The organism is Streptomyces sp. PKU-EA00015 (assembly GCF_013387495.1).
GTDB lineage: Bacteria > Actinomycetota > Actinomycetes > Streptomycetales > Streptomycetaceae > Streptomyces.
Genome location: NZ_JABZEE010000025.1, coordinates 126,636 through 150,201, shown reverse-complemented (window position 1 = coordinate 150,201; position 23,566 = coordinate 126,636). Strand labels below are relative to the sequence as shown.

Below are 23,566 nucleotides of genomic sequence, written 5' to 3'. Positions count from 1 at the left end.
GCTGACGTAGGTTGCGCAACTGTCCCCCTGCCCTACCGCACATGTGAAAAGAGGCTCATTCGTGAGCGAGAAGAAGCCGAGCCTGCTCGAAGGCTTCAAGGCCTTCCTGATGCGTGGCAATGTGATCGACCTCGCGGTCGCCGTCGTCATCGGTGCCGCGTTCACCAACATCGTCAACGCTGTGGTGAAGGGCGTGATCAACCCGCTCGTCGGAGCGTTCGGCACGAAGAACCTGGACTCCTACAGCTCCTGCCTGAAGGCCCCCTGCGAGGTCGTCGACGGCGAGATGCAGGGCATCCAGATCATGTGGGGATCGGTGCTCGGCGCCACCCTGCAGTTCCTGATCACCGCGGCCGTCGTGTACTTCCTGATGGTGCTGCCCATGGCGAAGTACCTGGCACGCCGCGAGGCACTGCGCAAGGCGAAGGAAAGCGTGCACGAGACGCTGGAGGTGACGGAGCTGGAGGTCCTGAAGGAGATCCGCGACGCTCTTGTCGCCCAGCGCGGTGGGGACACCGGGGGCTCGGCGGGGTCTGCGGCACCCGGCGAACGCGGCTAGACACCGCGGGAACCGCGAGCCACACGGCAGGAACCGCGAGCCCCGAGGGCTCAGATGTGGTGGGGCGGCTTCTCGTCGAGGAAGCGCGCGAGATCGGCGGCGCTGTCACCGCTGACCTGAGGCCGCTCACCCCACCCGCGGTCCGTATCGTCCGAGGATTGCTGGTCCATCGGATCGTCGAAGATCAGCTCCGGCTTGGAGTGCTGCCGGCCGGGCTGCTTCGCATCTCGCGGTCCGGGGGCGGGGGCGGTGCTCATACCCCCAGGGTAAGGCGGCCGGGGCCCCTGCGGTCAACGGTCTCTGGCAGCCGGCGACCACAGCGCGAGGCCCACGAGGAACGACAGGCCCAGGAAGCCCGCACCCCACCAGGCGGTGCCCGTCTCCCCCTTCATCCACTCGTCGACTACCACGCTCAGGCCCCACAGCTGCCCCACGACGACGGTGCTCGTCGGCGCGAGCCGCGCGGACCGGCCGGGCGGCCAGGCCTGGCCGGAGGCGTCGGCCCGGCCGGCGGGACCGGTTCCGGAAGAGCCGTCAGCCGCGCCGGGCGGATCGTTCGCGTGCGGAGGGCCTTCCGCATAGTTCGGGTCAGGCGAGCCTGCCCCCGAATTCGCCTCGCTCAGGCCTTCTCCCCCGTGCCCGCGGTCGTCGCCCCGGGGCAGTCGAGCAGCGCAGCGCGCTCGGGCGACGTCCCGGCGAACTGCCGGCGCCGAAGCGCGGCTGCCCGGTGCCGTCGCCGCGCCAGGGCGGTGCGGGAGGCACCGGCGGCACGGGCGGCGGCTCGGACGGGGGCACCGACGGCTTCGCCGGTACAGCGGGGGCTTCTGGCGGCTCGGTCACGAAGCCACGCTAGGGCGGTTTGCTCAGATGAGCCCGTTTTGGTGGACAGGGGGGTGAGTGGGGGCCTCAACAGATGACGGAGTGACCGGATCGGCGGGCGTGCGCGTCCGACCATCGGCGAGCGGACCGTTCTGCTGTGCTTTGCCCATGATGTCCACACCTGCTCCGGACAACGGGTCCGCTCACCTCCATCACACCAGGCCACTACGGCGGATGACGGCCCGCAGCCGGGAGGAGGGCCACCGCACCACGACCCCGCTGGAGCTCTTCTTCGACCTGTGCTTCGTCGTCGCCGTCGCCCAGGCCGGGCTCCAACTGGTGCACGCCGTCGCCGAGAACCACGCGGCGACGGGAGTCGTCGGTTACCTGTACGTGTTCTTCGGCGTCTGGTGGGCGTGGATGAACTTCACCTGGTTCGCCTCCGCCTACGACTGCGACGACGTGCCGTACCGGATCGCCACCCTCGTGCAGATCTCCGGTGTCCTTGTCTACGCGGCGGGCGTGCCGCGCGCTTTCGTCGACAACGACTGGACCGTCGCCGTCGTCGGCTATCTGGTGATGCGCGTGGCGCTGACCGCCCAGTGGCTGCGCGCCGCCGCCTCCGAGCCGTCCGGCCCCGCCCGGCGCACCGCTGTGCAGTACGCGGTGGGCCTCGTGCTCTGCCAGGCCGCGTGGGTCGCGCTGCTGTCGGCTCCGGAGGGCTCGCGGCGCTGGCTGTTCCTGATCGTCGTGGTGGGCGAGCTGCTCGTCCCCGTGGTCGCCGAGCGGAATCACCAGACGGCCTGGCACCCGCATCACATCGTGGAGAGGTACGGGCTGTTCACGCTCATCGTGCTCGGCGAGACCATGCACGCGGCCACCACGGCCGTCCAGTCCGCGCTCGACGAGAACGACGCCCTCGGCGAGCTGCTGCCCATCGCCGCGGGCGGGCTGCTGATCGTCTTCTCCGCGTGGTGGATCTACTTCGCCGTCCCGGCGCACGAGCGGCTGGGGTCCAACCGCCAGGCGATCCCCTGGGGTTACGGCCATCTGATGATCTTCGCCTCGGCAGCCGCGGTCGGCGCGGGGCTGGAGGTCGCGGTGGAGGAGGCGGTCGGCAAGGCGCACGTGTCGGTCACCGCCGCGTCAGCGGCGGTGACCATCCCCGCCGCGACGTTCTTGGTGACGGTGTGGCTGCTGCACGTCCGCTACTTCAAGCGCGGCATGGCACAGCAGCTGCTGCTGCCGGTCGGCGCGCTGGCGATCCTGGCGTGCACGTTCGCGGGCCACTGGGCGGTGTTCGCCGCCGGACTGGCCGCGGCGGCGACGGTGGCGGTCGGCGTGACGCTGGCTGCCCGCTCATCGCACCCCTTGACAGCCGGTTGACCAACTACGGTGGGAGCCATGGGCGTCGACGAACTCACGGAACCGGGGGCCGGCCCCGGCTCGGGCAGCGGCGGATTGACGGATGTGGCCGGTCTGCGGGTCGGGCATGCGCAGGTACCGGGCGAGCGCGCGCTCAGCGGCACCACCGTCGTGCTCGCGCCGGCAGGTGGCGTGGTCGCCGCCGTGGACGTACGCGGCGGCGGGCCCGGCACCCGGGAGACGGACGCCCTGGACCCGCGCAACCTCGTCCAGCGCATCGAGGCCGTCGTGCTGACGGGCGGCAGCGCCTTCGGGCTCGAGTCCGCCGCCGGAGTGATGGCGTGGCTGGAGGAGCAGGGCCGGGGCGTACGGGTGGGGCCGGACCCCTCGCAGGTCGTTCCCGTCGTGCCGGCCGCGTGCGTCTTCGACCTCGGCCGCGGCGGCGACTGGCACGCCCGGCCGGACGCCTCGACCGGACGGGCCGCCGTGGAGGCCGCGGCGGCGAGCGCGGAAGGCGCCCCGGTCGCCGAGGGAGCGGTGGGTGCGGGCACGGGTGCGGTGATCGGCCGGTTCAAAGGCGGTGTAGGGACCGCGAGTTGTGTCCTGGAGTCGGGGATCACCGTGGCGGCGCTCGTCGTCGCGAACGCGGTCGGCTCGGCGGTCGACCCGCGCACGGGCGCACTGTACGGCGCGTACGGCACCGAACGCACCGACGAACCGGAGCCCGCCGTGCACGCGGCGGCCCAGTCGCGGCTGGCCGAGGTACGCGAGAAGAACGGGCCGCCGCCGCTGAACACCACCCTCGCCGTCGTCGCCACCGACGCCGACCTGACCCGCGCCCAGGCCCACAAGCTCGCCGGCACCTCGCACGACGGCATCGCGCGCGCCGTACGGCCGGTGCACCTGCTCAACGACGGCGACACCGTGTTCGCCCTGGCCACGGGCGCGAAGCCGCTGGACAAGGCCGACCCGCTCGCCCTCAACGACGTCCTCGCAGCGGGAGCGGACATGGTGACCCGGGCGATCGTGAGGGCCGTGCGGGCGGCCGACGGCGTCGACGGACCCGGCGGTGTCTTCCCCTCGTACCGGGAGCTGTACGGCACCGAATGACGTCACCGCGCGGCCAGTTGGGAACGTCCGTACGAAACGGGAACTCCGGCCGCTCGGCCCTTCGTTTTACCGGAACCCTGAACGCGTTGTCAGACCCAAGCGCTACGTTTAGCAATCAGCAAGTGACGTGTGGCGACGGCCTGGAGACACCCTCTTGAACGATCCGATCGATCCGTACGAGACAACCGAGACGCACCTCGAGCGACTCCTGGGTCGGGCGCTCAACTCCTTCGAACTGCCCGACGCGACGGTCGAGCGGCTCGGATCGGCGCTGACCCATGCCAGTTCGCTGCACTCCTCCCACCACGAGGCGGGGCTGCACCGGGCGACCTATCGCCACACGTACCTGCTCGGCGACGGCAGTTCCCTCACCCTGTGGGAGCTCGTCCACAGCAACAGCAATGACGGCGGCACCGGGCGCGACGGCGCCCGTGACAGGGAGCAGCACGAGCTCTACGCGGACGAGTCCGAGGCCCGGCTCGCCGCGTCCCGCCTCCCGGCCGGCTTCCCCGGGTTCGCCGCGGACGCCCCCGGTCCCGGATTCTGCCTGGACGCCGACCTGGAGCTCCTCGCCTCGCTGATGACGCCGCCCCCGCCGCCGCCCCCGCCGATGTACGTCCCCGACGACTCGGCCGACCACGCCCGCCGGGTGCTGCGCCGCGCGGAGAACGAGAACCGGCCCGGCGAGGAGACCGCGCGCCGGTTGCGGGCGGCGTTCGCACACCACATCACTCAGGTCTTCGGACGGCAGTTCCGGGTGGCGGGCAAGGACGCCGGTTTCACGCTGTACGAACACGCCTTCCTGCTGCTGGACGGCACGGAGACGAGTCTGTGGGAGGTCGAGCACACGGCGACGCCCGACGGCCGCCACATGTGCGAGGTCTACGAGGCGGAGCACGCCGCGCGCGAAGCGATGGAGCTTCGCGCGCGGGTGCGGTAGCGGCCCGGCTCAGGCGGCGACGGACACCTTCTCCGCCGACGCCGCCTCGGCGGACGCGGCGGCCTGATCCGGCTTGCGTGCGCCCTTGAGCAGGAGCACCAGGCCCGTGCTGACGAGCGTTCCCGCGACGATGGCGAGCAGGTAGAGGAACGGGTTCCCGATCAGCGGCACGACGAAGATGCCGCCGTGCGGGGCGCGCAGCGTGCACTCGAAGAGCATCGACAGTGCGCCGGTGACCGCGCCGCCCACCATTGCGGAAGGGATGACCCGCAGCGGGTCGGCCGCAGCGAACGGAATGGCGCCCTCGGTGATGAACGAGGCGCCCAGCACCCAGGCTGCCTTGCCGTTCTCCCGCTCGGTCTTCGTGAACAGCCGGCCGCGCACGACCGTGGCCAGCGCCATGGCGAGCGGCGGCACCATGCCCGCTGCCATCACCGCGGCCATGACCTTGAGCGAGCCCTCGGTCGGGTTGGCGAGTCCGCCGACCGCGAAGGCGTAGGCGACCTTGTTGAGCGGGCCGCCGAGGTCGAAGCACATCATCAGGCCGAGCAGGACGCCCAGGATGACGGCATTGGCCCCGGACAGGCCGGACAGCCAGTCGGTCAGCGCCTGCTGCAGCTCGGCGACGGGCTTGCCGACGACGAGGAACATCAGGAAACCGACCACGATCGAGGAGATCAGCGGGATCACGACCACCGGCATGATGCCGCGCAGTGGCTTGGGCACCTTGAGGCGTTGGATGGTCATGACCGTGAAGCCCGCGAGCAGACCGGCGATCAGGCCGCCGAGGAAGCCGGCGTTGATGGTCAGCGAGATGGCACCGCCGACGAAACCGGGGACGAGACCGGGGCGGTCGGCCATGCCGTACGCGATGTACCCGGCGAGCACGGGCACGAGGAAGCTGAACGCCAGCCCGCCGACCTGGAACAGCAGCGCGGCCCAGCTCGTGTGGTCGGCCCACACGAAGTGCTCGGCCACGGACTTGGCGTCGGAGATCTCGTATCCGCCGATCGCGAAGCCGAGGGCGATGAGCAGACCGCCCGCCGCGACGAACGGCACCATGTAACTGACGCCGGACATGAGCCACTTGCGGAGCTTCGTGCCGTAGCCCTCGCCGGGTTCGCCCGCCCTGTCCACGGGGGCCGCCGTCCGCGCCGCCGCGGTGACCTCGCCGCGCTCGGCCTTGCCGCGCACCTCGGCGATCAGCTCGGCGGCCCGGCTGATGCCGGCCTTGACGCCGACGTCCACAGTGGGCTTGCCGGCGAAGCGCTCCTTGTCCCGTACGGGCACGTCGTGCGCGAAGATCACACCGTCGGCGGCGGCGATGACGGTGGGGTCGAGCCGGGCGAACCCGGCGGAGCCCTGCGTCTCGACGACGACCTCGACACCGGCGGCACCGCCGGCCTTCTCCAGGGCCTCGGCCGCCATGTAGGTGTGGGCGATGCCGGTGGGGCAGGAGGTGACGGCAACGACACGGAACGGGCCGCGCGGCGCGGAGCCGGTGGCCGCACCGTCGTCCGCGGCGGTGGCGCCTGCGGCGTCCGTCCGCCCGGTGCCCGCGTCCGGTCCGGCGGCGTCGCCGCCGCTCTGCGGGGCCGTGGTCGCCGTGCTCGCCGGCGCTCCGGCGCCGCTCGTACCGGCATCGGACGCGTCCGCGCCCGAGTCGGACGACCCCGCGACCGAAGCCGCGGCCGCGCCATCGTCCGACGACGGTGCGGCGCCCGCCTCTCCCGCGACCGGCGCCTTGGCCGGCGGCGGTGCGTCGCCGCGGATCAGGGACGCCGTTGCCGACCGGTCCGTCGACGTGCGCAGCGCGCCGGTGAAGGACTCGTCCATCAGGCGGCGGGCCAGCGACGACAGGATCGTCAGGTGGGCGTCGTCCGCGCCCGCCGGTGCCGCTATCAGGAAGATCAGGTCCGCCGGCCCGTCCGGCGCACCGAAGTCGATGCCCGCCGCGCTGCGGCCGAACGCCAGCGTCGGCTCGGTGACGTGCTCGCTGCGGCAGTGCGGGATGCCGATGCCGCCGTCCAGGCCGGTCGGCATCTGCGCCTCGCGCGCGGCCACGTCGGCGAGGAAGCCGTCCAGGTCGGTGATCCGGCCGAGCTCCCTCATCCGTTCGGCCAGCGAACGGGCCGCCGCTTCCTTCGTCGCCGCGGCCAGGTCGAGGTCGACCAGGTCCGCGGTGATCATGTCGCTCATCGCGGGCTCCCTTGTTCGGTGAGGACTCGGTCCAGGGGGATGTCCGCGGTCACGGTGACCGCGGACGGGTCGAGGTCGGCGGGGGCTGGCATCACGCTGCCCGGCAGCTGTACCGCCGCCGCGCCGTGGGCGACCGCCGCCGCCAGTGCGCCGCGGCCCTCCCCGCCCGCGGCGAGGAATCCGGCGAGGGAGGCGTCCCCCGCGCCGACGTTGCTGCGCACGGCGCTCACGGCCGCCGAGCCGAAGTACGTGCCCGCATCGGAGACGAGCAACTGGCCGTCGGCGCCCAGGCTGGCGAGTACCGACCGCGCGCCGAGCCCGAGCAGCTCCTCCGCCGCCTTGACCGCTTCGCCGACGGTCAGCAGCGGGCGGCCCACGGCCGCGGCGAGTTCGTCGGCGTTCGGCTTGACGACGTCGGGTCGCACGGGCAGCGCCGCCAGCAGCGACGGCCCCGACGTGTCGAGGGCGACGCGCGTGCCCGCGGCGTGCGCACGGACGACCAGTTCGGCGTACCAATCGGGGCCGAGGCCGCGCGGCAGGCTGCCGCAGCAGGCGATCCAGTCCGCGGCCTCGGAGTGCTCCCGGACCGCGGCGAGCAGCAGCGCCGACTCGACGGGGCTCAGCTCGGGACCGGGGGCGTTGATCTTGGTGAGGGTGCCGTCCGGTTCGGCGACGGAGATGTTCGAGCGGGTGTGCCCGGCCACCGGCACGGACACGACCTCGATGCCCTGGCCCACGAGCAGGTCGGCGACGAGCGCGCCTGGCGCGCCGCCGAGCGGCATGACCGCGACCGTGCGGTCCCCGGCGGCGGCGACGGCCCGCGACACGTTGACGCCCTTGCCGCCCGGGTCCATCCGTTCGCCGGTGGCGCGCAGCACCTCGCCGCGGTCCAGCGACGGAACCTCGTAGGTGCGGTCCAGCGACGGGTTCGGGGTGACGGTCAGAATCATGCGCGTACGACTTCCGTGCCCGCGGCCTCGATGGCCGCGGCGTCCTTCGGGGCGAGCCCGCTGTCCGTGATGAGCAGGTCGACGTCCGAGAGGTCGCCGAACCGCGCGAAGTGCTCCTGTCCGTGCTTGGCCGAGTCGGCGAGCAGGACGACGCGGCGCGCCGCGGCGATCTGGGCGCGCTTGACGGCGGCCTCGGCCAGGTCGGGGGTGGTCAGCCCGCCGTCCGCCGAGTACCCGTTCGCGCCGATGAAGACGACGTCGGCGTGGATCTCGCTGTACGCCCGCAGAGCCCAGGCGTCGACGGCGGCGCGCGTACGGTGACGTACGCGGCCGCCGACCAGGTGGAGGTCGATGCCGGGGTGGTCGGCGAGACGCGCGGCCACGGGCAGGGCGTGGGTCACGACCGTGAGCGAGCGGTCCAGCGGGAACGCCGCGGCGAGGCGGCCGACGGTGGATCCGGCGTCGAGGATCACGCTGCCCTCCTCGGGCAGTTCTCCCAGGGCGGCCTGGGCGATGCGGTCCTTCTCGTCGGCGGCGGTGGACTCGCGCTCGGCGAGGTCGGGCTCGAAGTCCAGCCGCCCGGCCGGGATGGCACCTCCGTGCACCCTCCGCACCAGCCCGGCGCGGTCCAGGGACTTGAGGTCGCGCCGGATGGTCTCGGCGGTCACCTGGAACGACTCGGCGAGCGACAGGACGTCGACGCGTCCGCCGTCCCGGGCGAGCCGCAGGATCTCCTGTTGGCGCTCCGCTGCGTACATGTGGTTCTACATCCGATCCATGCCCGAACCTGTGGTTTCACCACGAGGCTACGCCCGGATTTCACCAAAGTAAACAGACTCGGGCATTAGAACTGGACGGCATCCGGACAGGCCGATGCCCGCGCCACCATGTCGTGGCGCGGGCATCGGAACTCCGGCTTCGTTCTCGGAGCACCGGCTCGTTTCGGGAGCGCCGGCTTCGTTCTGGGAGCGCCGGGCGGTCTCAGCGCGCGAGCACCGGCTCCGGCTCGCCTTCCTGCGTACCCTCCACCTGCTCGGCCGACTTCCCGACCGGCTCCGGGGCGTCGTCCTCCGCGCCCGCCTCCAGGTGCTGCTTCGGCCGCGCCGGCAGCGCGAACATCACCAGGAAGATCGCGCCGAGCACCGCCGCCACCCACCACAGCGAGTGCTGGAAGGCCTCGGCGAACACCCTGCCCGCCGCGCCCGGCCCCGGCCTCTCCTCGTCGATCGTGCCGAAGAAGACCACCGACACCAGGCCGAGGCCGAGCGCGTTGCCCATCTGGGCGGTCGTGTTGATCAGGCCCGACGCCGAACCCGCGTGCTCGCGCGGCACCTCCGAGAGCACCGCGTCCGTGAGCGGCGCGACGATCAGGCCCATCCCGACACCCATGACGACCAGGGGCAGGATCATCTGCCAGGGGGCGATCGCCGTGCCGTACCGGCCGGCCTCCCAGATGTAGATCAGCAGGCCGGCGGCCATCGTCACCGCGCCCGCCTGCAGCACCTTCCGCCCGAAGCGCGGCACCAGCAGCTGCACCGACATCCCTGCCGCCGCCGAGACGGCGATCGAGAACGGCACGCCGGTCAGACCGGCCTTCAGCGGGCTCCAGCCGAGCCCGATCTGCATGTACAGCGTCCAGACCAGGAAGAAGATACCCAGCACCACACCGAACGTCAGCTGCACGGCGATTCCCGCGGCGAAGCTCTTCACCTTGAACAGCGACAGCTCGACCAGCGGGGAACCGTCCTTGCGGGTCTTGTACTTCTCGTACGCCACGAACACGGCGAACACCAACGGGCTGGCCGCCATGCACACGTGGCCCCACAGCGGCCAGTCCAGCTCGCGGCCGCGGGTGAGCGGGTAGATCAGCATCAGCAGGCCGAGGGTGGCCAGGGCGACGCCCACGAGGTCGAGCCGGAGCGCCTTCGGAGCACGGGACTCGGTGATGAACTTCCGTCCCAGGATCAGACCGGCGATGCCGACCGGAAGGTTGATCAGGAAGATCGGGCGCCATTCGAGGCCGAAGAGGTTCCACTGGGTCAGCAGCGCGCCGAGCAGCGGCCCGGAGACCGCCCCGAGGCCCACGACCGCGCCGAACAGGCCGAACACCTTGCCGCGTTCGTGCGCCGGGAAGGTGACGTGCACGATCGCGAGGACCTGCGGCACCATCATGGCCGCCGCGGTGCCCTGCAGGAGGCGGGAGGCGACCAGCATCTCCTCGTTGGGGGCGAACCCGCAGAGCGCGGAGGCGATCGTGAATCCAGTGATGCCGATCAGGAACAGCCGCTTGCGGCCGTAGATGTCACCGAGTCGGCCGCCCGTGATCAGACCGGCGGCGAAGGCGAGCGCGTAGCCCGCGGTGATCCACTGGATCGCGCCGAACGAGGCGCCGAGATCCCGCTCGATGCTGGGGATCGCGATGTTGACGATGGTGACGTCGACCAGGTCCATGAAGGCCGCGGTCATGACGATGGCGAGAGCGATCCATCGCCTGCGGTCCGATGCCGTACCCGTTACGGCGGGCTGCTGTGAACTCATACGAGGATTCTGGAGTGCATATAGGTCAGGTCACGTCCTAGATGAGCGCCATCCTGGACAGCATGACGGACACTCCGGCACGACTCCTCAACCTGCTCTCGCTTCTCCAGACCCCGCGCGAATGGCCCGGCAGCGAGCTCGCGGACCGCCTCGGCGTCAGCCCGCGCACGATCCGGCGTGACATCGACCGGCTGCGGGACCTCGGTTATCCGGTGGAGGCGACCAAGGGCGCGGTCGGTGGGTACCGCCTGGTCGCGGGTGCCGCGATGCCGCCCCTCCTGCTGGACGACGAGGAGGCGGTGGCCATCGCGGTCGGCCTGCGGGCGGGTGCGGGCCATGCCATCGAGGGCATCGAGGAGGCCTCGGTGCGGGCGCTGGCCAAGCTGGAGCAGGTGCTCCCGTCCCGGCTGCGGCACCGCGTGACCACCCTCCAGGCGGCGACGCTCCCCCTGACCAGGGGCGACGGCGCCACGATCGATCCGCAGACGCTGACGGTCATCGCGGGCACCGTCACCGGGCGCGAGCGGCTGCGCTTCGCGTACCGCGCGGGTGACGGAGCCGAGACGCGCCGGCAGGTGGAGCCCTACCGGCTCGTGTCGACGGGGCGCCGGTGGTACCTCGTCGCGTACGACCTCCAGCGCGAGGACTGGCGCACGTTCCGCGTGGACCGGGTGACGGAGCCGTTCGCCACGGGGTCGCGGTTCGCTCCGCGGGAGGCTCCCGTGGGGGACGCGGCGGAGCTGCTGAGCCACACGATGTCGCGGCAGCAGGAGCACGACGTCGACGTGAGCTTCCGCGCCCCGGCGTCGTTCGTCGCGGCCCGGCTGCCCGATCACCTGGGCGCGCCTGTCCCGACGAGCGAGGACACGTGCCGACTGCGGACCCGGTCGGTGGACTCGGTGGAGTGGCTGGCGCTGCGACTGGCGCTGGTGGACTGTGAGTTCACGGTGCACGGACCGCAGCCGCTGCGGGATTACGTGACGGATCTGGCGACCCGCCTGACGAGGTCCACGGCCTGACGCGGGCGCTCAGGGGCGGAGCGGACGGCCCGACGCAGGTCCGGAACCTGGGGAGGGGACGGCCCGTCGCGGGGCCGGCACCTACGGAGCGGGGCCCGACGCGGGTGCTCAGGGGCGCAGTGCACCGCCTCGGACGCGCGGCGGCGGACGGTCCTGGTGGATGCCAGGATCGTCCGCCACATGCCCTCTTCCGCACCCGGCGGCCGGTGACTACGCCGCCGCGTCGAAGCCCGTGTCGCGGGCCATGCGCTTCAGCTCCAGCAGCGCGTGCTTCTCGATCTGACGGATCCGCTCACGCGTCAGGCCGTGCTCCTTGCCGACCTCCGTCAGTGTGCGCTCCCGGCCGTCCTCGATGCCGTACCGCATACGGATGATCGAGGCGGTGCGGTGGTCGAGCCTGCCGATGAGGTCGTCGAGCTCCTCGCTGCGCAGCAGCGTGAGCACCGACTGCTCCGGCGACACCGCCGACGTGTCCTCCAGCAGATCGCCGAACTGGGTCTCCCCGGCGTCGTCCACGGACATGTTCAGGCTGACCGGGTCACGGGCCCAGTCCAGGACGTCGGTGACGCGCTCCGGCGTCGAGCCCAGCTCCTCCGCGACCTCGGCGGCCTCCGGTTCCCTGCCGTTCTCCCTGTTGAACTCGCGCTGGACACGGCGGATGCGGCCGAGCTCCTCCACCAGGTGGACGGGGAGCCGGATGGTGCGGGACTGGTCGGCTATGGAACGGGTGATCGCCTGGCGGATCCACCAGGTCGCGTACGTGGAGAACTTGAAGCCCTTCGCGTAGTCGAACTTCTCGACCGCGCGGACCAGGCCCGCGTTCCCCTCCTGGATCAGGTCGAGCAGGGGCAGTCCGCTGCGCGGGTAGCGCCGGGCGACGGCCACGACGAGGCGCAGGTTGGACCGGATGAAGACGTCCTTCGCCCGCTCGCCGGCCGCGGCAAGCGCCTCCAGCTCCTCACGCGTGGCTCCGCCGGCCTCGCTCTCCACCTCTCCGTCGAGGATCTGGCGGGCGTACACACCCGCCTCGATGGTCTGGGACAGCTCGACCTCCTTGGCGGCGTCGAGCAGTGGCGTGCGCGCGATCTCGTCGAGGTACATGCCGACCAGGTCGCGGTCGGCGATCTCCCCGCCCACGGCGCGAACGCTGCTCGCCCTGTCGGTCCCACCCCCGGAGCCGGAGACCTGAGCGGTGTCCCCAGCGTCGGACTGGCGACGGGCGACGGCACGGGTTGCCATGCGAGCTCCCTTGCTGAGTAGGTCACGACACCCTCCCGGGTGCCCTGCATCCGAAGGAAACAACGACTGGAATCAGGACAGAATTCCCATCAGGTGCATCGATTTCCGCGATCATGCAGTACCCTGTGCCGCCACGAAGGGGGAGGACGGATGCCGCCGGAGCGCAGGGACGTGCAGGTCAGGGCGGGGGCAGAGGCCGACCTGGCCACGCTCACCGACATCTACAACCACTACGTCCGTGAGACCGCCATCACGTTCGACACCACCGAATTCACCCCCGGACAACGTCGTCCGTGGCTGCACTCCCACCCTGAGGACGGCCCACACCGCCTCCTGGTTGCGCAGGACGCGGCCCGAGGCGTCCTCGGCTACACCACCAGCAGCCCCTTCCGCCCCAAGCAGGCCTACTCGACCTCGGTCGAGGTCAGCGTCTACCTCGCGCCCGAGGCCGTCGGCCGAGGCATCGGCACGCTCCTGTACAAGGAGCTCTTCGCAGCACTCGAGGGCGAGGACGTGCACCGGGCGTACGCGGGCATCACTGGGGGCACCTCCGCCGAAGGCAGGGGGACGAACGAGCCCTCCAACAGGCTCCACGCCCGCTTCGGCTTCCGGCACGTCGGGACGTACGAGCAGGTGGGCCGCAAGTTCGGCCGGTACTGGGACGTGGCCTGGTTCGAGAAGCCCCTGAACTGAGGGGCGAGGGGCCCGTGTCGGCGCGTCAGCCGAACTGCACGGAGCGCTTTGCCAGCCCCATCCAGAAGCCGTCGATCATGCTCCGGCCGGTCCCCAGTTCGTCCTGCGCCGCGCCCAGAGTGACGAACAGCGGGGCGAAGTGCTCGGTGCGCGGGTGGGCGATGCGGCCGGCGGGGGCCTTGTTCTCGAAGTCCAGCAGGGCGTCCACGTCGGCGGCGGCCAGCGCCCGCCGGCCCCAGTCGTCGAACTCAGTCGACCAGCCGGGCGTCCCGGCGTGCCGCAGCGCGGCCAGGTTGTGGGTGAAGAAGCCGCTGCCGATGATCAGTACGCCCTCGTCGCGGAGCGGGGCGAGCCGCCGCCCGATCTCCAGGAGCTTGCCGGGGTCGAGCGTCGGCATGGAGATCTGGAGCACGGGGATGTCCGCGCCGGGGAACATCTCGACGAGCGGGACGTACGCGCCGTGATCGAGGCCGCGGTCGGGGACGTCCTGCACCGGCGTACCGGCGCGGCGGAGCAACTTACGCACGGACTCGGCGAGTTCGGGGGCCCCGGGAGCCTCGTAGCGCACCTGGTAGTAGTGCTCGGGGAAGCCCCAGAAGTCGTAGACGAGAGGGACGGTCGCGGTCGCGCCGAGCGCGAGCGGAGCCTCCTCCCAGTGCGCGGAGACCACGAGGATCGCCCTGGGGCGCGGCAGGCCGGCGGACCAGGCCGCGAGCTCGCCGGGCCAGACCGGGTCGTCGGCGAGTGGCGGGGCGCCGTGGGACAGATAGAGGGCGGGCATGCGCTCCGCGGCGGGGCTGACATTCATGGCGGCTGACTCCCGATCTCATTGAACTTTCAAGTTCAGCTCACGACACTACTCCTGCGGGCCATTTAGTTCAACTTTCAAGAACCAGGCCGGTACAGTGGGATACATGAACAGGGCATCCATGGGCGACAGCGAGTCCGAGCCGCGCTGGCTGACCGAGGCGGAACAACGCGTCTGGCGTTCCTACCTGCATGCCACCACTCTCTTCGAGGACCATCTCGACCGCCAGTTGCAGCGGGACGCCGGCATGCCGCACGTCTACTACGGCCTGCTCGTCCAGCTCTCCCAGGCACCGCGCCGCCGCCGCAGGATGACCGAGCTGGCGATCGACGCGAAGATCACCCGCTCCAGGCTCTCCCACGCCATCGCCCGGCTGGAGAAGAACGGCTGGGTGCGCCGCGAGGACTGCCCCTCCGACCGGCGCGGCCAGAACGCCGTGCTCACGGACGAGGGTTTCGAGGTCCTCAAGCGGGCGGCGCCCGGACACGTGGAGGCAGTGCGCCAGGCGATGTTCGACCGGCTCACGCCCGAACAGGTGCGGCAGCTGGGCGAGATCATGCAGGTCATGGCCGAGGGACTCCAGCCGCAGGACACGGGCGCGGACCTGCCCTGGCTGCGCTGAGCGGATCCGGCACCCGAGCTCGGCCCGGCACGCGCGCGCTCGCACACGGACAGGGGCCCGGCCCGGGTCGATCACCCGGGCCGGGCCCCTGCCGCGCGGCCTCTCGTATCCGCCTCAGTGGGCGACGACGGGAATCCTGACCTCGTCCTCGACTCCGTCACCCTCGCCCGAACCGGCGGTGGGCGAACCCGCCCCCGGGCGCCCGGAGTTGATGAAGGTCGCGGCGATCGCGGCCGAGACCGCCAGGATGCCGACCGCCCACCAGATCGCGGACGAGAAGCCGTGCACCATGCCCTGGAGCTCCAGGAGCTTCGGGTCGGCCGCACCGGCCGCGTGCGAGGTGATGTACGAGGTCGTGGCGGACGCGGCGATCGTGTTCAACAGCGCCGTACCGATCGCTCCGCCGACCTGCTGCGAGGTGTTGACCATCGCGGAGGCGACACCGGCATCGGCCGGGTTCACACCGTGCGTGGACAGGGACATGGCCGGCATGAACGCCGTACCCATACCGAGGCCCAGCAGCAGCTGCGCGGGCAGGATCAGGCCCGCGTACGAGCTGTCGATCTCCAACTGCGTCAGCATCAGCATGCCGATGGCGGCCACGACGAAGCCGGGGGCCATCAGCAGCCGCGGCGGCACACGGGTCATCAGCCGGGCGCCGATCTGGGTCGAGCCCGTGATCATGCCCGCGATCATCGGCAGGAAGGCGAAGCCGGTCTTGACCGGGGAGTACCCCTTCACGACCTGCAGGTAGAACGTCAGGAAGAGGAACAGCCCGAACATCGCGATGATCGCGAGGCCCAGCGAGAGGTAGACGCCGCCCCGGTTGCGCTCGGTCAGGACGCGCAGCGGCAGCAGCGGGGAGCCGACCTTCGCCTCCGTGACGACGAAGGCGGCGAGCAGCACAGCGGAGGCGACGAACATGGCCACGGTCAGGCCGTCGGACCAGCCGGCGGACTCGGCGCGGGTGAAGCCGTAGACCAGCGCGACCAGACCGAGGGTCGACAGAACGACGCCGGGGATGTCCAGCGACGAGCGGTTGCGCGCGCCTTCCGGCTCGCGGATGACGAGGTACGCGCCGACGGCCGCGATGATCGCGAACGGGATGTTGACGAAGAAGGTCCAGCGCCAGTCGAGGTACTCGGTGAGGAAGCCGCCGAGGATGAGGCCGACCGCGCCACCCCCACCGGCGATCGCACCGTAGATGCCGAATGCCTTGGCCCGCTCCTTGGCGTCGGTGAACATCACCGCGAGCAGCGAGAGCGCGGCGGGCGCGAGGAGCGCGCCGAACACGCCCTGCAGGGCGCGGGCGCCGAGCATCATCGCCTCGCCGGTCGCCGCGCCGCCGAGCGCGGAGGCGGCGGCGAAGCCGAGCAGGCCGACGACGAAGGTCCGCTTGCGGCCCCACAGGTCGGCGATGCGGCCGCCGAAGAGCAGCAGACCGCCGAAGGCGAGGGCGTAGGCCGTGATGACCCACTGCCGGTTGGCGTCGGAAATGCCCAGGTCCTGCTGGGCGGTGGGGAGCGCGATGTTCACGATCGTCGCGTCGAGGACCACCATCAGCTGGGCGAGGGCGATGAAGACCAGAGCTTTCCAGCGGCTCGGATCCGGCAGGGACGAGTCAGGTGTTCCGGGTGTTTTCGGCATGGGGTTGGCCACCTAAGGAGTACGAGAGGTCACGCGAGGTGCGTCATGGCGTCAAAAGGCCCGCGGGCAAAGGGGTCTCGGCGTTGAGACCCCGGAGGCGGGGTGAAGTCGTCGGCCGGGTCGGGCCCGGCCCGGCACCACCGGATCGACACGCGGCGGTGACCGCGAGGCGAGGGCGATGCCGACATCGGCGCTACGGCGTCAGGAGCTGCTCCGCAGGTCTTCGAGGGTGGCGGCCGCGCCCGGCAGCTCGGAGCGCGCGGGCGCTTCGAGGCCGTCCAGGAACAGCTGCAGATGGCGGTGGACGAACCGGTCCATGTTCAGGCACGCGGTGCCCGGCAGGGGCCGGGTGAGCTGGGAGAGGGCGACCATCAGGTCCCCGACCGCGACGTCACCGCGCATCCTGCCCGCCGACTGGGCCCGCTCGACGAGACCGTGCACGGCCTCCTCCAGGAGCTCGCGTCCGGCGTGCAGATCCGGGTGGTCGGCGTCGAAGGCTCCGGAGAGCATCGGGCACAGCGCGCCGATGCGCTCGTCGGCCGCCTCGTGGACGAACCGGCGTAGGGCGGCGAACGGGTCGGTCTCCTCGGCCGTCGCCGTCGTCGCCCGCTCGGTGGTGCGGGACATCACAAAGATGACGACCTCGCGGACGAGGACCGCGCGGTCCGGGAAATGGCGGTAGAGCGTGGCGTTGCCGACGCCGGCGCGACGGGCGATCTCGTCGAGCGGGACCTCGGGCCCGTACTCGACGAACATCTCGCGCGCGGCCGAGACGATCCGCTCGCGGTTCCGCAGGGCGTCGGCCCGCGGGCGCGACATGCGGCGCGCTTCGGTGGCGGCGGGGCTCACGGCTCCCCCTTCCTTCCGGTCTCTGTGGATCCGGCTCCTTTTGCCCGACGGGCCTCGCCGGGCCTCGATGAGCCTCGACGGGCCTCGCCCAAGCGGGGAGCCCTTCCCCGTTTCGCGGGGACACCGGTGCAAACGGGGAGAGGTTCCCCGCTTATTTCCCTGCCGGCATGTGAGCTGAGTCACTTCCTTCCGGGATGGAACGTGCCGCCCGGAAATACCCACGATCGGACCACCCGGCGCGCGGCCGACCGGAGGCCGACACAGGCTGACGGACAGAGCGCAGCGAGGGTCCGGCCTGCTGCCGCGGACCCGAAGGCGAACGCATGCAGCAGCCCCGCCCACGGATACGCACCCGGATACCCACCCGGAGCACCCACCGCCGGCTCGGGGGGCTCGCCGCGTTCGCCGCCCTCACCCTCGCGGCGCTGGCCACGGCGAGTTCGACGATTCCCGCGCCCTCCAAGGCGTCGGCGGGACCGGTGGCCGCTCCGGACGCTCCCGGGCTCGGGCCCTGCCGCATCCCCTCGGTGTCCGGCGTGCAGATGTCGGAGGGGATACCCACCCCACCCGGCTACACCCGCTCCACCGGCGAGGTCAGCGCCCTCAACCTCATGATCGACTTCTCGGACGCGGTGGGCGAGGGGTCGGCGCTCGACCGTCTGGCGGAGTTCTTCCCCCAGACCTCCGAGTGGTTCGGCACCAGCTCGTACGGCCGGCTCAGCTACCGCCCCCACGCCCCGGTGAGCGACTGGCTGCGGATGCCGCTGCCGTTCGCGGCGTACGGGATAGACCGCGGGTCACCGTACGAGCCCGCTTACCGCAAACTCGTCGAGGACCTCGTGAAGGTCGCCGACGCGAAAGTCGACTTCAGCCGGTACGACCTGGTCAACGTGCTCGTCACGCCCAACGCCGGCCCGTCCGCCCTCGACACCGTGCTGTCCGTGACCTTCTCCGGCAACGACGAGGCTCCGTACGCGGACGGGGTGCCGCTGGCCAACACGTCCTTCGTCTACAGCCGCCAGGACGACGGCTCGGGATCGTACGCCCGGACCGGGTACCGGGTCCTGCCGCACGAGAACGGCCACGTCTTCGGCCTGCCCGACCTCTACACCGCGGGAGGCGGCGGCGCCGCCGGCCACTGGGACATCATGTCCGAGGACTGGGGCGCCAACAACGACCTGCTGGGCTGGCACAAGTGGAAGCTGGGCTGGCTCGACAACGACCAGGTCCGCTGCGCCTCCGCACCGGGCACGACGGAGTACGCGCTCACGCCGCTCGCCACCGCCGGCGGCTCCAAGCTGGCGGTCGTGCCGCTGGGCGAGGACAGCGGTTACGCGGTGGAGGTACGGACCCGGGCGGGCAACGACGACGCCGTGTGCGAGCCGGGCGTGCTGATCTACCGGGTCAGGTCGAGCGTGGACACGGGCCAGGGCCCGGTGACGGTGGTGGACAGCCAGTCCGGCAGCGGCGGCTGCACCCGCAGCCCCAACGTCCACGCGGAACTGTCCGACGCGCCCTACCGGCCGGGCCAGACCTTCACGGACGCCGAGAACGGGGTGCGCATCTCGGTGGTGGGCAAGAAGAAGGGCGACGTGTACCGGGTGCGGATCACGCGCTCCTGAGCCGGCCTCCGTGTGCTTCAGGTGGCCCCGAACCCGGCCCTCAGCTCCCGCTTGAGGATCTTGCCGGTCGGATTGCGCGGCAACGGCTCGCCGCGCAGCACCAGATGCGCGGGCACCTTGAACGCGGCGAGCACCTTGCCGACGTGCGCCCGCAGGTCCTCGGCATCGGCCGTGGCACCGGGCCGCAGCTGCACGACGGCCGCGACCTCCTCCCCGAGCACCGGATGCGGCACCCCGAGAACGGCGGCGTCGGCGACATCGGGATGGTCGTGCAGGACGCCCTCGACTTCGACGCAGTACACGTTCTCGCCGCCGCGGATCACCATGTCCTTGATCCGGTCGACGACACTGACGCGCCCGTCGCGGACGGTCGCGAGGTCTCCGGTCCTGAACCAGCCGTCGCGGAACGCCTCCGCGGTCGCCCGCTCGTCGCGCCAGTAGCCCCGCACGACGCCCTGGCCCCGCAGCCACAGTTCGCCGACCTCGCCCTCGGGCAGCGACTCGCCGCCCGGCCCGGCGATGCGGACCTCGACGGCGGGCGCGGGGCGGCCGACGCTGCCGGGGTGCGCGCGGTAGGCGTCGCCGAAGTTCGCCAGCACTCCCCCGCTGGTCTCCGTGAGCCCGTACCCGTTGCGCGGCTCGATCCGCCGCCCGTACGCAGCAGTCAGCCGCGCCACCAGGTCCGGCGGGGCGGCGGCCCCGCCGGTGCTCAGATTGGTGAGCGTCTCCAGGCCTGAGCCGGCCCGCTCGGCCGCATCCAGGAGCTGCAGCGCGGTCGTCGGAACACCGGAGTAGTGGGTGACCCGGTGCCGCTCGACGAGCGCGAGCGCCTTGCCGGCGTCCCACTTGCGCATCAGGACGAGAGTGCCGCCGACGCCCATCATCGCGTAGAGCGTCGTGAACGCCGCGACGTGGAAGAAGGGGAAGGTCATCAGGGTGACGGGGGCCGCCCCCTGCCCCGGCACCAGTCCGCGCCCGAGCGCGGCGGCCGTGGCGTGGTAGCGCGGATGCACGGTGGCCCCGGCCTGCGCGAGATGCGTGGCGACGGCGCCCTTGGAACGGCCGGTGGTCCCCGACGTGTAGATGATGGTGGCGTCGCTCTCCGCCGCCACGTCCACGGCCGGCGGCCCGGCGAGCGGGTCGGGCGCGTCGAAGTCCTCGTACCGCTCGATGCCTTCGGCGGTCGCGCCGTCGTGGTGGAAGACGACGGTCGGGGCGCCGTTCGCCCGCCGCCACGCCTCCACGCGGGGCAGCCGCTCGCCGTCGACGAGGAGCACGGCGGGGGTGCAGTCGTCGAGCGCGTACGCGAGCTCCTCCTCGGTCCACCAGGCGTTGAGCGGCACGGCGACGAGCCCGGCCAACTGCGCGGCCCAGAAGGCGATCTGCCACTCGGGGTGGTTGCGCATGGCGATGGCGGCCCGGTCGCCGGGCCGTAGCTCATGGACGTCGGTGAAGCGGCGCGCGAGGGCACAGGCGGCGGCGAAGAACTCCCCGTACGTGTACGTCCGGCTCTCGGCGATCAGGAACGGCCGCTCCCCGTAGGCCCACGTGGCCTCGACGAACTCCCGCAGCGTGCGCGGCCCGGCCGCGTACTGCAGCGCACCGTCCTCGCCCCGCACGACGGCGAAGGGCGCACCGGGAGCGGTGAGCCCGTCACGCACGGCGTCGGCCATCTCGGGCTGCGGCACGGCTCGCCCCTCTCCAAGCGCTTGCTCAGTACGCCGGCGACGCTATGCCGCGCCCTGTACCCCGTCAAGGCCGAGCTGAGGCGACGGCACGGGCGTGAGCTGGGGAAAGGGGAATCCCACCGAGCCGGAGAGCTTATCCGCTAGGCTAGGCGCCGGATCTCACGCAGATCCCCGCCTTCGTAGCTCAGGGGATAGAGCACCGCTCTCCTAAAGCGGGTGTCGCAGGTTCGAATCCTGCCGGGGGCACAGTGTCTGACCAGCGCGTTCGCCCTTCCGGGGCGGGCGCGCTGTTCATCGTAGCCATGGCATTAACCATGAATAGGTTCCCGAACCATGGCGAACAAGACATCCAAGCGACGTCAGCGCGGCAGCATCCGACCCAACGGCGCCGGCTTCCAGGTCCGGGTCTACGCAGGCCGGGACCCGCTCACGAAGAAGGACATCTACCTCCACGAGCAGGCGGAGACAGAGCCGGAGGCGGAGAAGGCCCGCACCCGGCTCCTCCACCAGGTCGACGAGAACCGCCACCCCAAGACGCAGGTGACCATGGCATTCTTGCTCGACCGCTGGCTCGGTGTCGCCGAGCTCGACGAGACGTCGTACGAACGGGTCGAGGGCATCATCCGCAACTACCTCAAGCCCACGTTCGGCGAGCTCAAGGCGAGCAAGCTGACGGCCGAGATGCTGGAGCTGTTCTACGCCCGTCTCCGGCAATGCCAGGACCAGTGCGAAGGCCGGCGCAAAGGCAAGACCGACCCCAAGACGAAGCAGAAGCACGTCTGCGAGCCGCTCGCCGCGAACTCCGTCCGCAAGATTCACTTCATCCTGCGCCCGGCGCTCAACCGCGGCCTGCGCTGGGGATACGTGACGACGAACGTGGCGGCCCTCGCCGAGCCGCCATCCCAACCCAAGCCGAACCCCGACCCGCCCACTCCCGAAGAGGCAGCCCTGGTTCTGAACACTGCCTGGCAGCGGGACCTGGACTGGGGAACGTTCCTGTTCATGACGATGGTCACCGGCTCACGCCGCGGCGAGATGTGCGCTCTGCGCTGGTCGGACATCAACCTCGACCGCCTCGAACTCTTCGTGAAGCATTCCAACAACGGTCGCAGAATCAAGGACACCAAGACCCACCAGCGCCGTAAGCAGGCTATCGACGTGATCACGCGTTCCGTCCTTGCCGCCCACCGAGCCCGCGCCGAGGAACGCTGCAAGGCACTCGGCGGTGAACTCGCCCGTGACGCTTTCGTGTTCTCCGGTGATGCTGACAGCACCGCCCCGCTCGTGCCGTCGAGCGTCAGCCAGCGATACCGCCGCCTCGCACAGAAGCTGAAGATCCATACCCACCGTCTGAAGGACCTGCGTGCGTACAACGTGACCGAGCTCCTGGGCGCCGGTGCCGACGTACGAACGGTCGCCGGCCGCGTTGGGCACGGCGGTGGAGGAGCGACCACGCTCAAGTACTACGCAGCCTTCCTGGCCACCTCCGACCGCCAGGCCGTCACCGCCTTCGCCAAGCAGCTGCCGGTGCCGGAAGGGCTACTCGCCGACCAGCCGGTCACCACCGTCATCAACGGGCTCCGCCTGCTCTGCGAGTGCGGCAACGAATCGCTGTGGTCGATGCTCGTGGTCACTGAGGACGGCGCCGAGGCCCTGTGCGGCCAGTGCGAGGCAGCCGTCCAGGCCCGCCCGGACGCGACTGTGGGCCCCATTGGCAAGACCATCAAGGTTGAAGCGGCCCCGCCCCGCGAGATCGCTCCCTGGGAAGTGATCGCAAAAGAACTCGCGGACGCCATCAAGGACGGCACGATGCTCCCCGGCGAGGACGTGCCCACGGTCGGTGACATCGCGCAGGCCCACGGTGTCTCAGTCGGTACCGCGCACCGGGCCTTCACCCAGCTGAGGACGGACGGCCTGATCGAGGTCAGCCGGGGCCGCCGAGCCGTCGTCCGGCCTCGGTACTGGTGAGCTCGCATATTCAACTGTCGCGAGTTCGTGGTGGGGTCCAGCCTGTTGGTGACCGTAGGTGTGGTCCAGCGGCATAGCGGCTCCAGCTGCCTCCGGCATCGGAGGCGAGTCTGGTTGTGGTGGCGTGGTGATAGCCGAGGGCCTCCCCGGCGCCCTCGCCGGCCAAGAGCACGCGCACACGCCCCGAGCCGCAGAGACACGGCGACTTGATTGATGCTCGGGCATGAAGTGGTGCGCGACAATCCAGCGGGTGACTAGTGATAAGGCACAGTTCGCTGGCGTTCTCGCGCAAGTAATCCCGGTGGCAATTCTTGCTGTAGTTGTAGAGGCGCGGAACGGCCACGAGACGCGGGCAGAGTCAGCGCTTGCGGCTCCGGCGGGTGGTGCTCCGGCGCCTGCGGCTCCGACAGGTGGTGCACAGCCGCGGTTGGCGCGGCGATTGTGGGATGCAGCCTGGCGGTTTATGACTGGGCACCCACTCCGACCGACATGGAGATCGCCCGTGGGTTGCGGTGGGAGGCCACCGTCATCACCGCGCTGGTATTCGTTGAGATGGCCGCATTGATCACTGCGGCTGGCTCGAACAACCCTGTCCTCAACTGGCTTGCGGGGAGGCCAGGAGCCGTTGGCGTCGGCGTGTTGCTGGTGCTTGTAGGACAGCTCTACATCGACAGTATCGCCGAGGCGTATCGGGTTAAAGGTACTCTCACTCACGACCAGGCCGCGAGCATTGAGAGACTAGCCAGGGTTCTGCTCAGATGGTCGATCGCTGTTGCGATCGTGGCGGTCATCTTGTTCTACACCAAAATCTGGTGAGTGGACTACCGAGGTGCATACGCCGTCAGCTCGGCGGAGCTCGCCAAAGACGATCTTGTTTACGGCGCAGTGTACGTCCGGATTGACATCGCCGCGTCGAGCATATTCCGCTGCT

General features: G+C 71.1%; 21 protein-coding genes and 1 tRNA gene. 11 read left to right on the top strand and 11 right to left on the bottom strand.

From position 1 onward, the window contains the following. Positions 1-61 precede the first annotated feature (61 nt). Positions 62-559, top strand: a complete 498-nt coding sequence (gene mscL / locus HW130_RS17455) for a large conductance mechanosensitive channel protein MscL (RefSeq protein WP_177150515.1) — start codon at positions 62-64, stop codon at positions 557-559. A 50-nt stretch (positions 560-609) separates the two neighbouring features. Here mscL and HW130_RS17450 read toward each other — a convergent pair whose 3' ends face one another. Next, entirely contained in the window at positions 610-816 is a 207-nt protein-coding gene (locus tag HW130_RS17450; protein ID WP_177150514.1) for a hypothetical protein, read from the bottom strand. Between the two features lie 33 nt (positions 817-849). Further along, entirely contained in the window at positions 850-993 is a 144-nt protein-coding gene (locus HW130_RS36995) for a hypothetical protein (protein WP_256356146.1), read from the bottom strand. Positions 994-1,546: 553 nt separating this feature from the next. Here HW130_RS36995 and HW130_RS17440 point away from each other — a divergent pair. From HW130_RS17440 to HW130_RS17430, 3 genes are all read left to right on the top strand, one after another. Next, positions 1,547-2,764, top strand: coding sequence for a low temperature requirement protein A (locus tag HW130_RS17440; protein WP_375256545.1), 1,218 nt, complete (start codon positions 1,547-1,549; stop codon positions 2,762-2,764). A gap of 18 nt (positions 2,765-2,782) precedes the next feature. Then, a complete protein-coding gene (locus HW130_RS17435; protein WP_177150513.1) occupies positions 2,783-3,853 on the top strand; it encodes a P1 family peptidase in 1,071 nt (356 codons plus the stop codon). A gap of 154 nt (positions 3,854-4,007) precedes the next feature. Next, the gene (locus HW130_RS17430; RefSeq protein ID WP_177150512.1) at positions 4,008-4,793 is read left to right on the top strand and encodes a DUF6227 family protein; all 786 of its coding nucleotides are present in this window, start codon (positions 4,008-4,010) and stop codon (positions 4,791-4,793) included. Positions 4,794-4,802: 9 nt separating this feature from the next. Here HW130_RS17430 and HW130_RS17425 read toward each other — a convergent pair whose 3' ends face one another. The 4 genes from HW130_RS17425 to HW130_RS17410 form a co-directional block, all read right to left on the bottom strand. After that, a complete protein-coding gene (locus HW130_RS17425; protein WP_177150511.1) occupies positions 4,803-6,992 on the bottom strand; it encodes a fructose-specific PTS transporter subunit EIIC in 2,190 nt (729 codons plus the stop codon). Further along, on the bottom strand, positions 6,989-7,942 hold the full coding sequence (gene pfkB / locus HW130_RS17420) for a 1-phosphofructokinase (RefSeq protein WP_177150510.1): 954 nt from the start codon (positions 7,940-7,942) through the stop codon (positions 6,989-6,991). Before pfkB ends, HW130_RS17425 begins: the two co-directional genes overlap by 4 nt. Further along, complete coding sequence (locus HW130_RS17415; RefSeq protein ID WP_177150509.1) at positions 7,939-8,700, bottom strand: DeoR/GlpR family DNA-binding transcription regulator; 762 nt, start codon at positions 8,698-8,700, stop codon at positions 7,939-7,941. The genes pfkB and HW130_RS17415 overlap by 4 nt, the downstream gene beginning before the upstream one ends. A gap of 223 nt (positions 8,701-8,923) precedes the next feature. Beyond that, the gene (locus HW130_RS17410; RefSeq protein WP_256356145.1) at positions 8,924-10,480 is read right to left on the bottom strand and encodes an MFS transporter; all 1,557 of its coding nucleotides are present in this window, start codon (positions 10,478-10,480) and stop codon (positions 8,924-8,926) included. Between the two features lie 62 nt (positions 10,481-10,542). On the opposite strand from HW130_RS17410, the gene HW130_RS17405 reads away from it, so the two are divergent. Beyond that, positions 10,543-11,499, top strand: coding sequence for a YafY family protein (locus HW130_RS17405; RefSeq protein ID WP_177150508.1), 957 nt, complete (start codon positions 10,543-10,545; stop codon positions 11,497-11,499). A gap of 210 nt (positions 11,500-11,709) precedes the next feature. On the opposite strand, the gene HW130_RS17400 is transcribed toward HW130_RS17405, so the two are convergent. Then, positions 11,710-12,738: an RNA polymerase sigma factor RpoD/SigA gene (locus tag HW130_RS17400; RefSeq protein ID WP_177150507.1), complete on the bottom strand. Its 1,029-nt coding sequence runs from the start codon at positions 12,736-12,738 to the stop codon at positions 11,710-11,712. Positions 12,739-12,888: 150 nt separating this feature from the next. Here HW130_RS17400 and HW130_RS17395 point away from each other — a divergent pair, with 150 nt between their 5' ends. Beyond that, the gene (locus tag HW130_RS17395) at positions 12,889-13,431 is read left to right on the top strand and encodes a GNAT family N-acetyltransferase (RefSeq protein WP_177150506.1); all 543 of its coding nucleotides are present in this window, start codon (positions 12,889-12,891) and stop codon (positions 13,429-13,431) included. 25 nt (positions 13,432-13,456) lie between these two features. On the opposite strand, the gene HW130_RS17390 is transcribed toward HW130_RS17395, so the two are convergent. Beyond that, positions 13,457-14,239 carry a dioxygenase gene (locus HW130_RS17390; RefSeq protein WP_256356144.1) on the bottom strand — a complete coding sequence of 261 codons (783 nt, stop codon included), beginning with the start codon at positions 14,237-14,239 and terminating at the stop codon, positions 13,457-13,459. Positions 14,240-14,345: 106 nt separating this feature from the next. Between HW130_RS17390 and HW130_RS17385 the strand changes: the two genes are divergently transcribed. Continuing rightward, the gene (locus HW130_RS17385; protein ID WP_256356143.1) at positions 14,346-14,861 is read left to right on the top strand and encodes a MarR family winged helix-turn-helix transcriptional regulator; all 516 of its coding nucleotides are present in this window, start codon (positions 14,346-14,348) and stop codon (positions 14,859-14,861) included. 114 nt (positions 14,862-14,975) lie between these two features. Here HW130_RS17385 and HW130_RS17380 read toward each other — a convergent pair whose 3' ends face one another. Further along, positions 14,976-16,508, bottom strand: a complete 1,533-nt coding sequence (locus HW130_RS17380) for an MFS transporter (RefSeq protein WP_177150505.1) — start codon at positions 16,506-16,508, stop codon at positions 14,976-14,978. Positions 16,509-16,709: 201 nt separating this feature from the next. Beyond that, positions 16,710-17,327: a TetR/AcrR family transcriptional regulator gene (locus tag HW130_RS17375; RefSeq protein WP_177150560.1), complete on the bottom strand. Its 618-nt coding sequence runs from the start codon at positions 17,325-17,327 to the stop codon at positions 16,710-16,712. Positions 17,328-17,680: 353 nt separating this feature from the next. Here HW130_RS17375 and HW130_RS17370 point away from each other — a divergent pair, with 353 nt between their 5' ends. Further along, on the top strand, positions 17,681-18,979 hold the full coding sequence (locus tag HW130_RS17370; protein ID WP_177150504.1) for a M6 family metalloprotease domain-containing protein: 1,299 nt from the start codon (positions 17,681-17,683) through the stop codon (positions 18,977-18,979). Between the two features lie 17 nt (positions 18,980-18,996). Here the strand turns inward: HW130_RS17370 and HW130_RS17365 are convergent, their stop codons facing one another. Next, positions 18,997-20,652: a class I adenylate-forming enzyme family protein gene (locus HW130_RS17365; RefSeq protein ID WP_177150559.1), complete on the bottom strand. Its 1,656-nt coding sequence runs from the start codon at positions 20,650-20,652 to the stop codon at positions 18,997-18,999. Between the two features lie 188 nt (positions 20,653-20,840). On the opposite strand from HW130_RS17365, the gene HW130_RS17360 reads away from it, so the two are divergent. The 3 genes from HW130_RS17360 to HW130_RS17350 all read left to right on the top strand — a co-directional run bounded on the left by HW130_RS17360 (position 20,841) and on the right by HW130_RS17350 (position 23,451). Beyond that, positions 20,841-20,913: transfer RNA gene (locus HW130_RS17360), tRNA-Arg, on the top strand. A gap of 87 nt (positions 20,914-21,000) precedes the next feature. Beyond that, positions 21,001-22,635 carry a tyrosine-type recombinase/integrase gene (locus HW130_RS17355; RefSeq protein ID WP_177150503.1) on the top strand — a complete coding sequence of 545 codons (1,635 nt, stop codon included), beginning with the start codon at positions 21,001-21,003 and terminating at the stop codon, positions 22,633-22,635. A gap of 489 nt (positions 22,636-23,124) precedes the next feature. Continuing rightward, positions 23,125-23,451, top strand: a complete 327-nt coding sequence (locus HW130_RS17350; protein WP_177150502.1) for a hypothetical protein — start codon at positions 23,125-23,127, stop codon at positions 23,449-23,451. Positions 23,452-23,566: the final 115 nt, after the last annotated feature.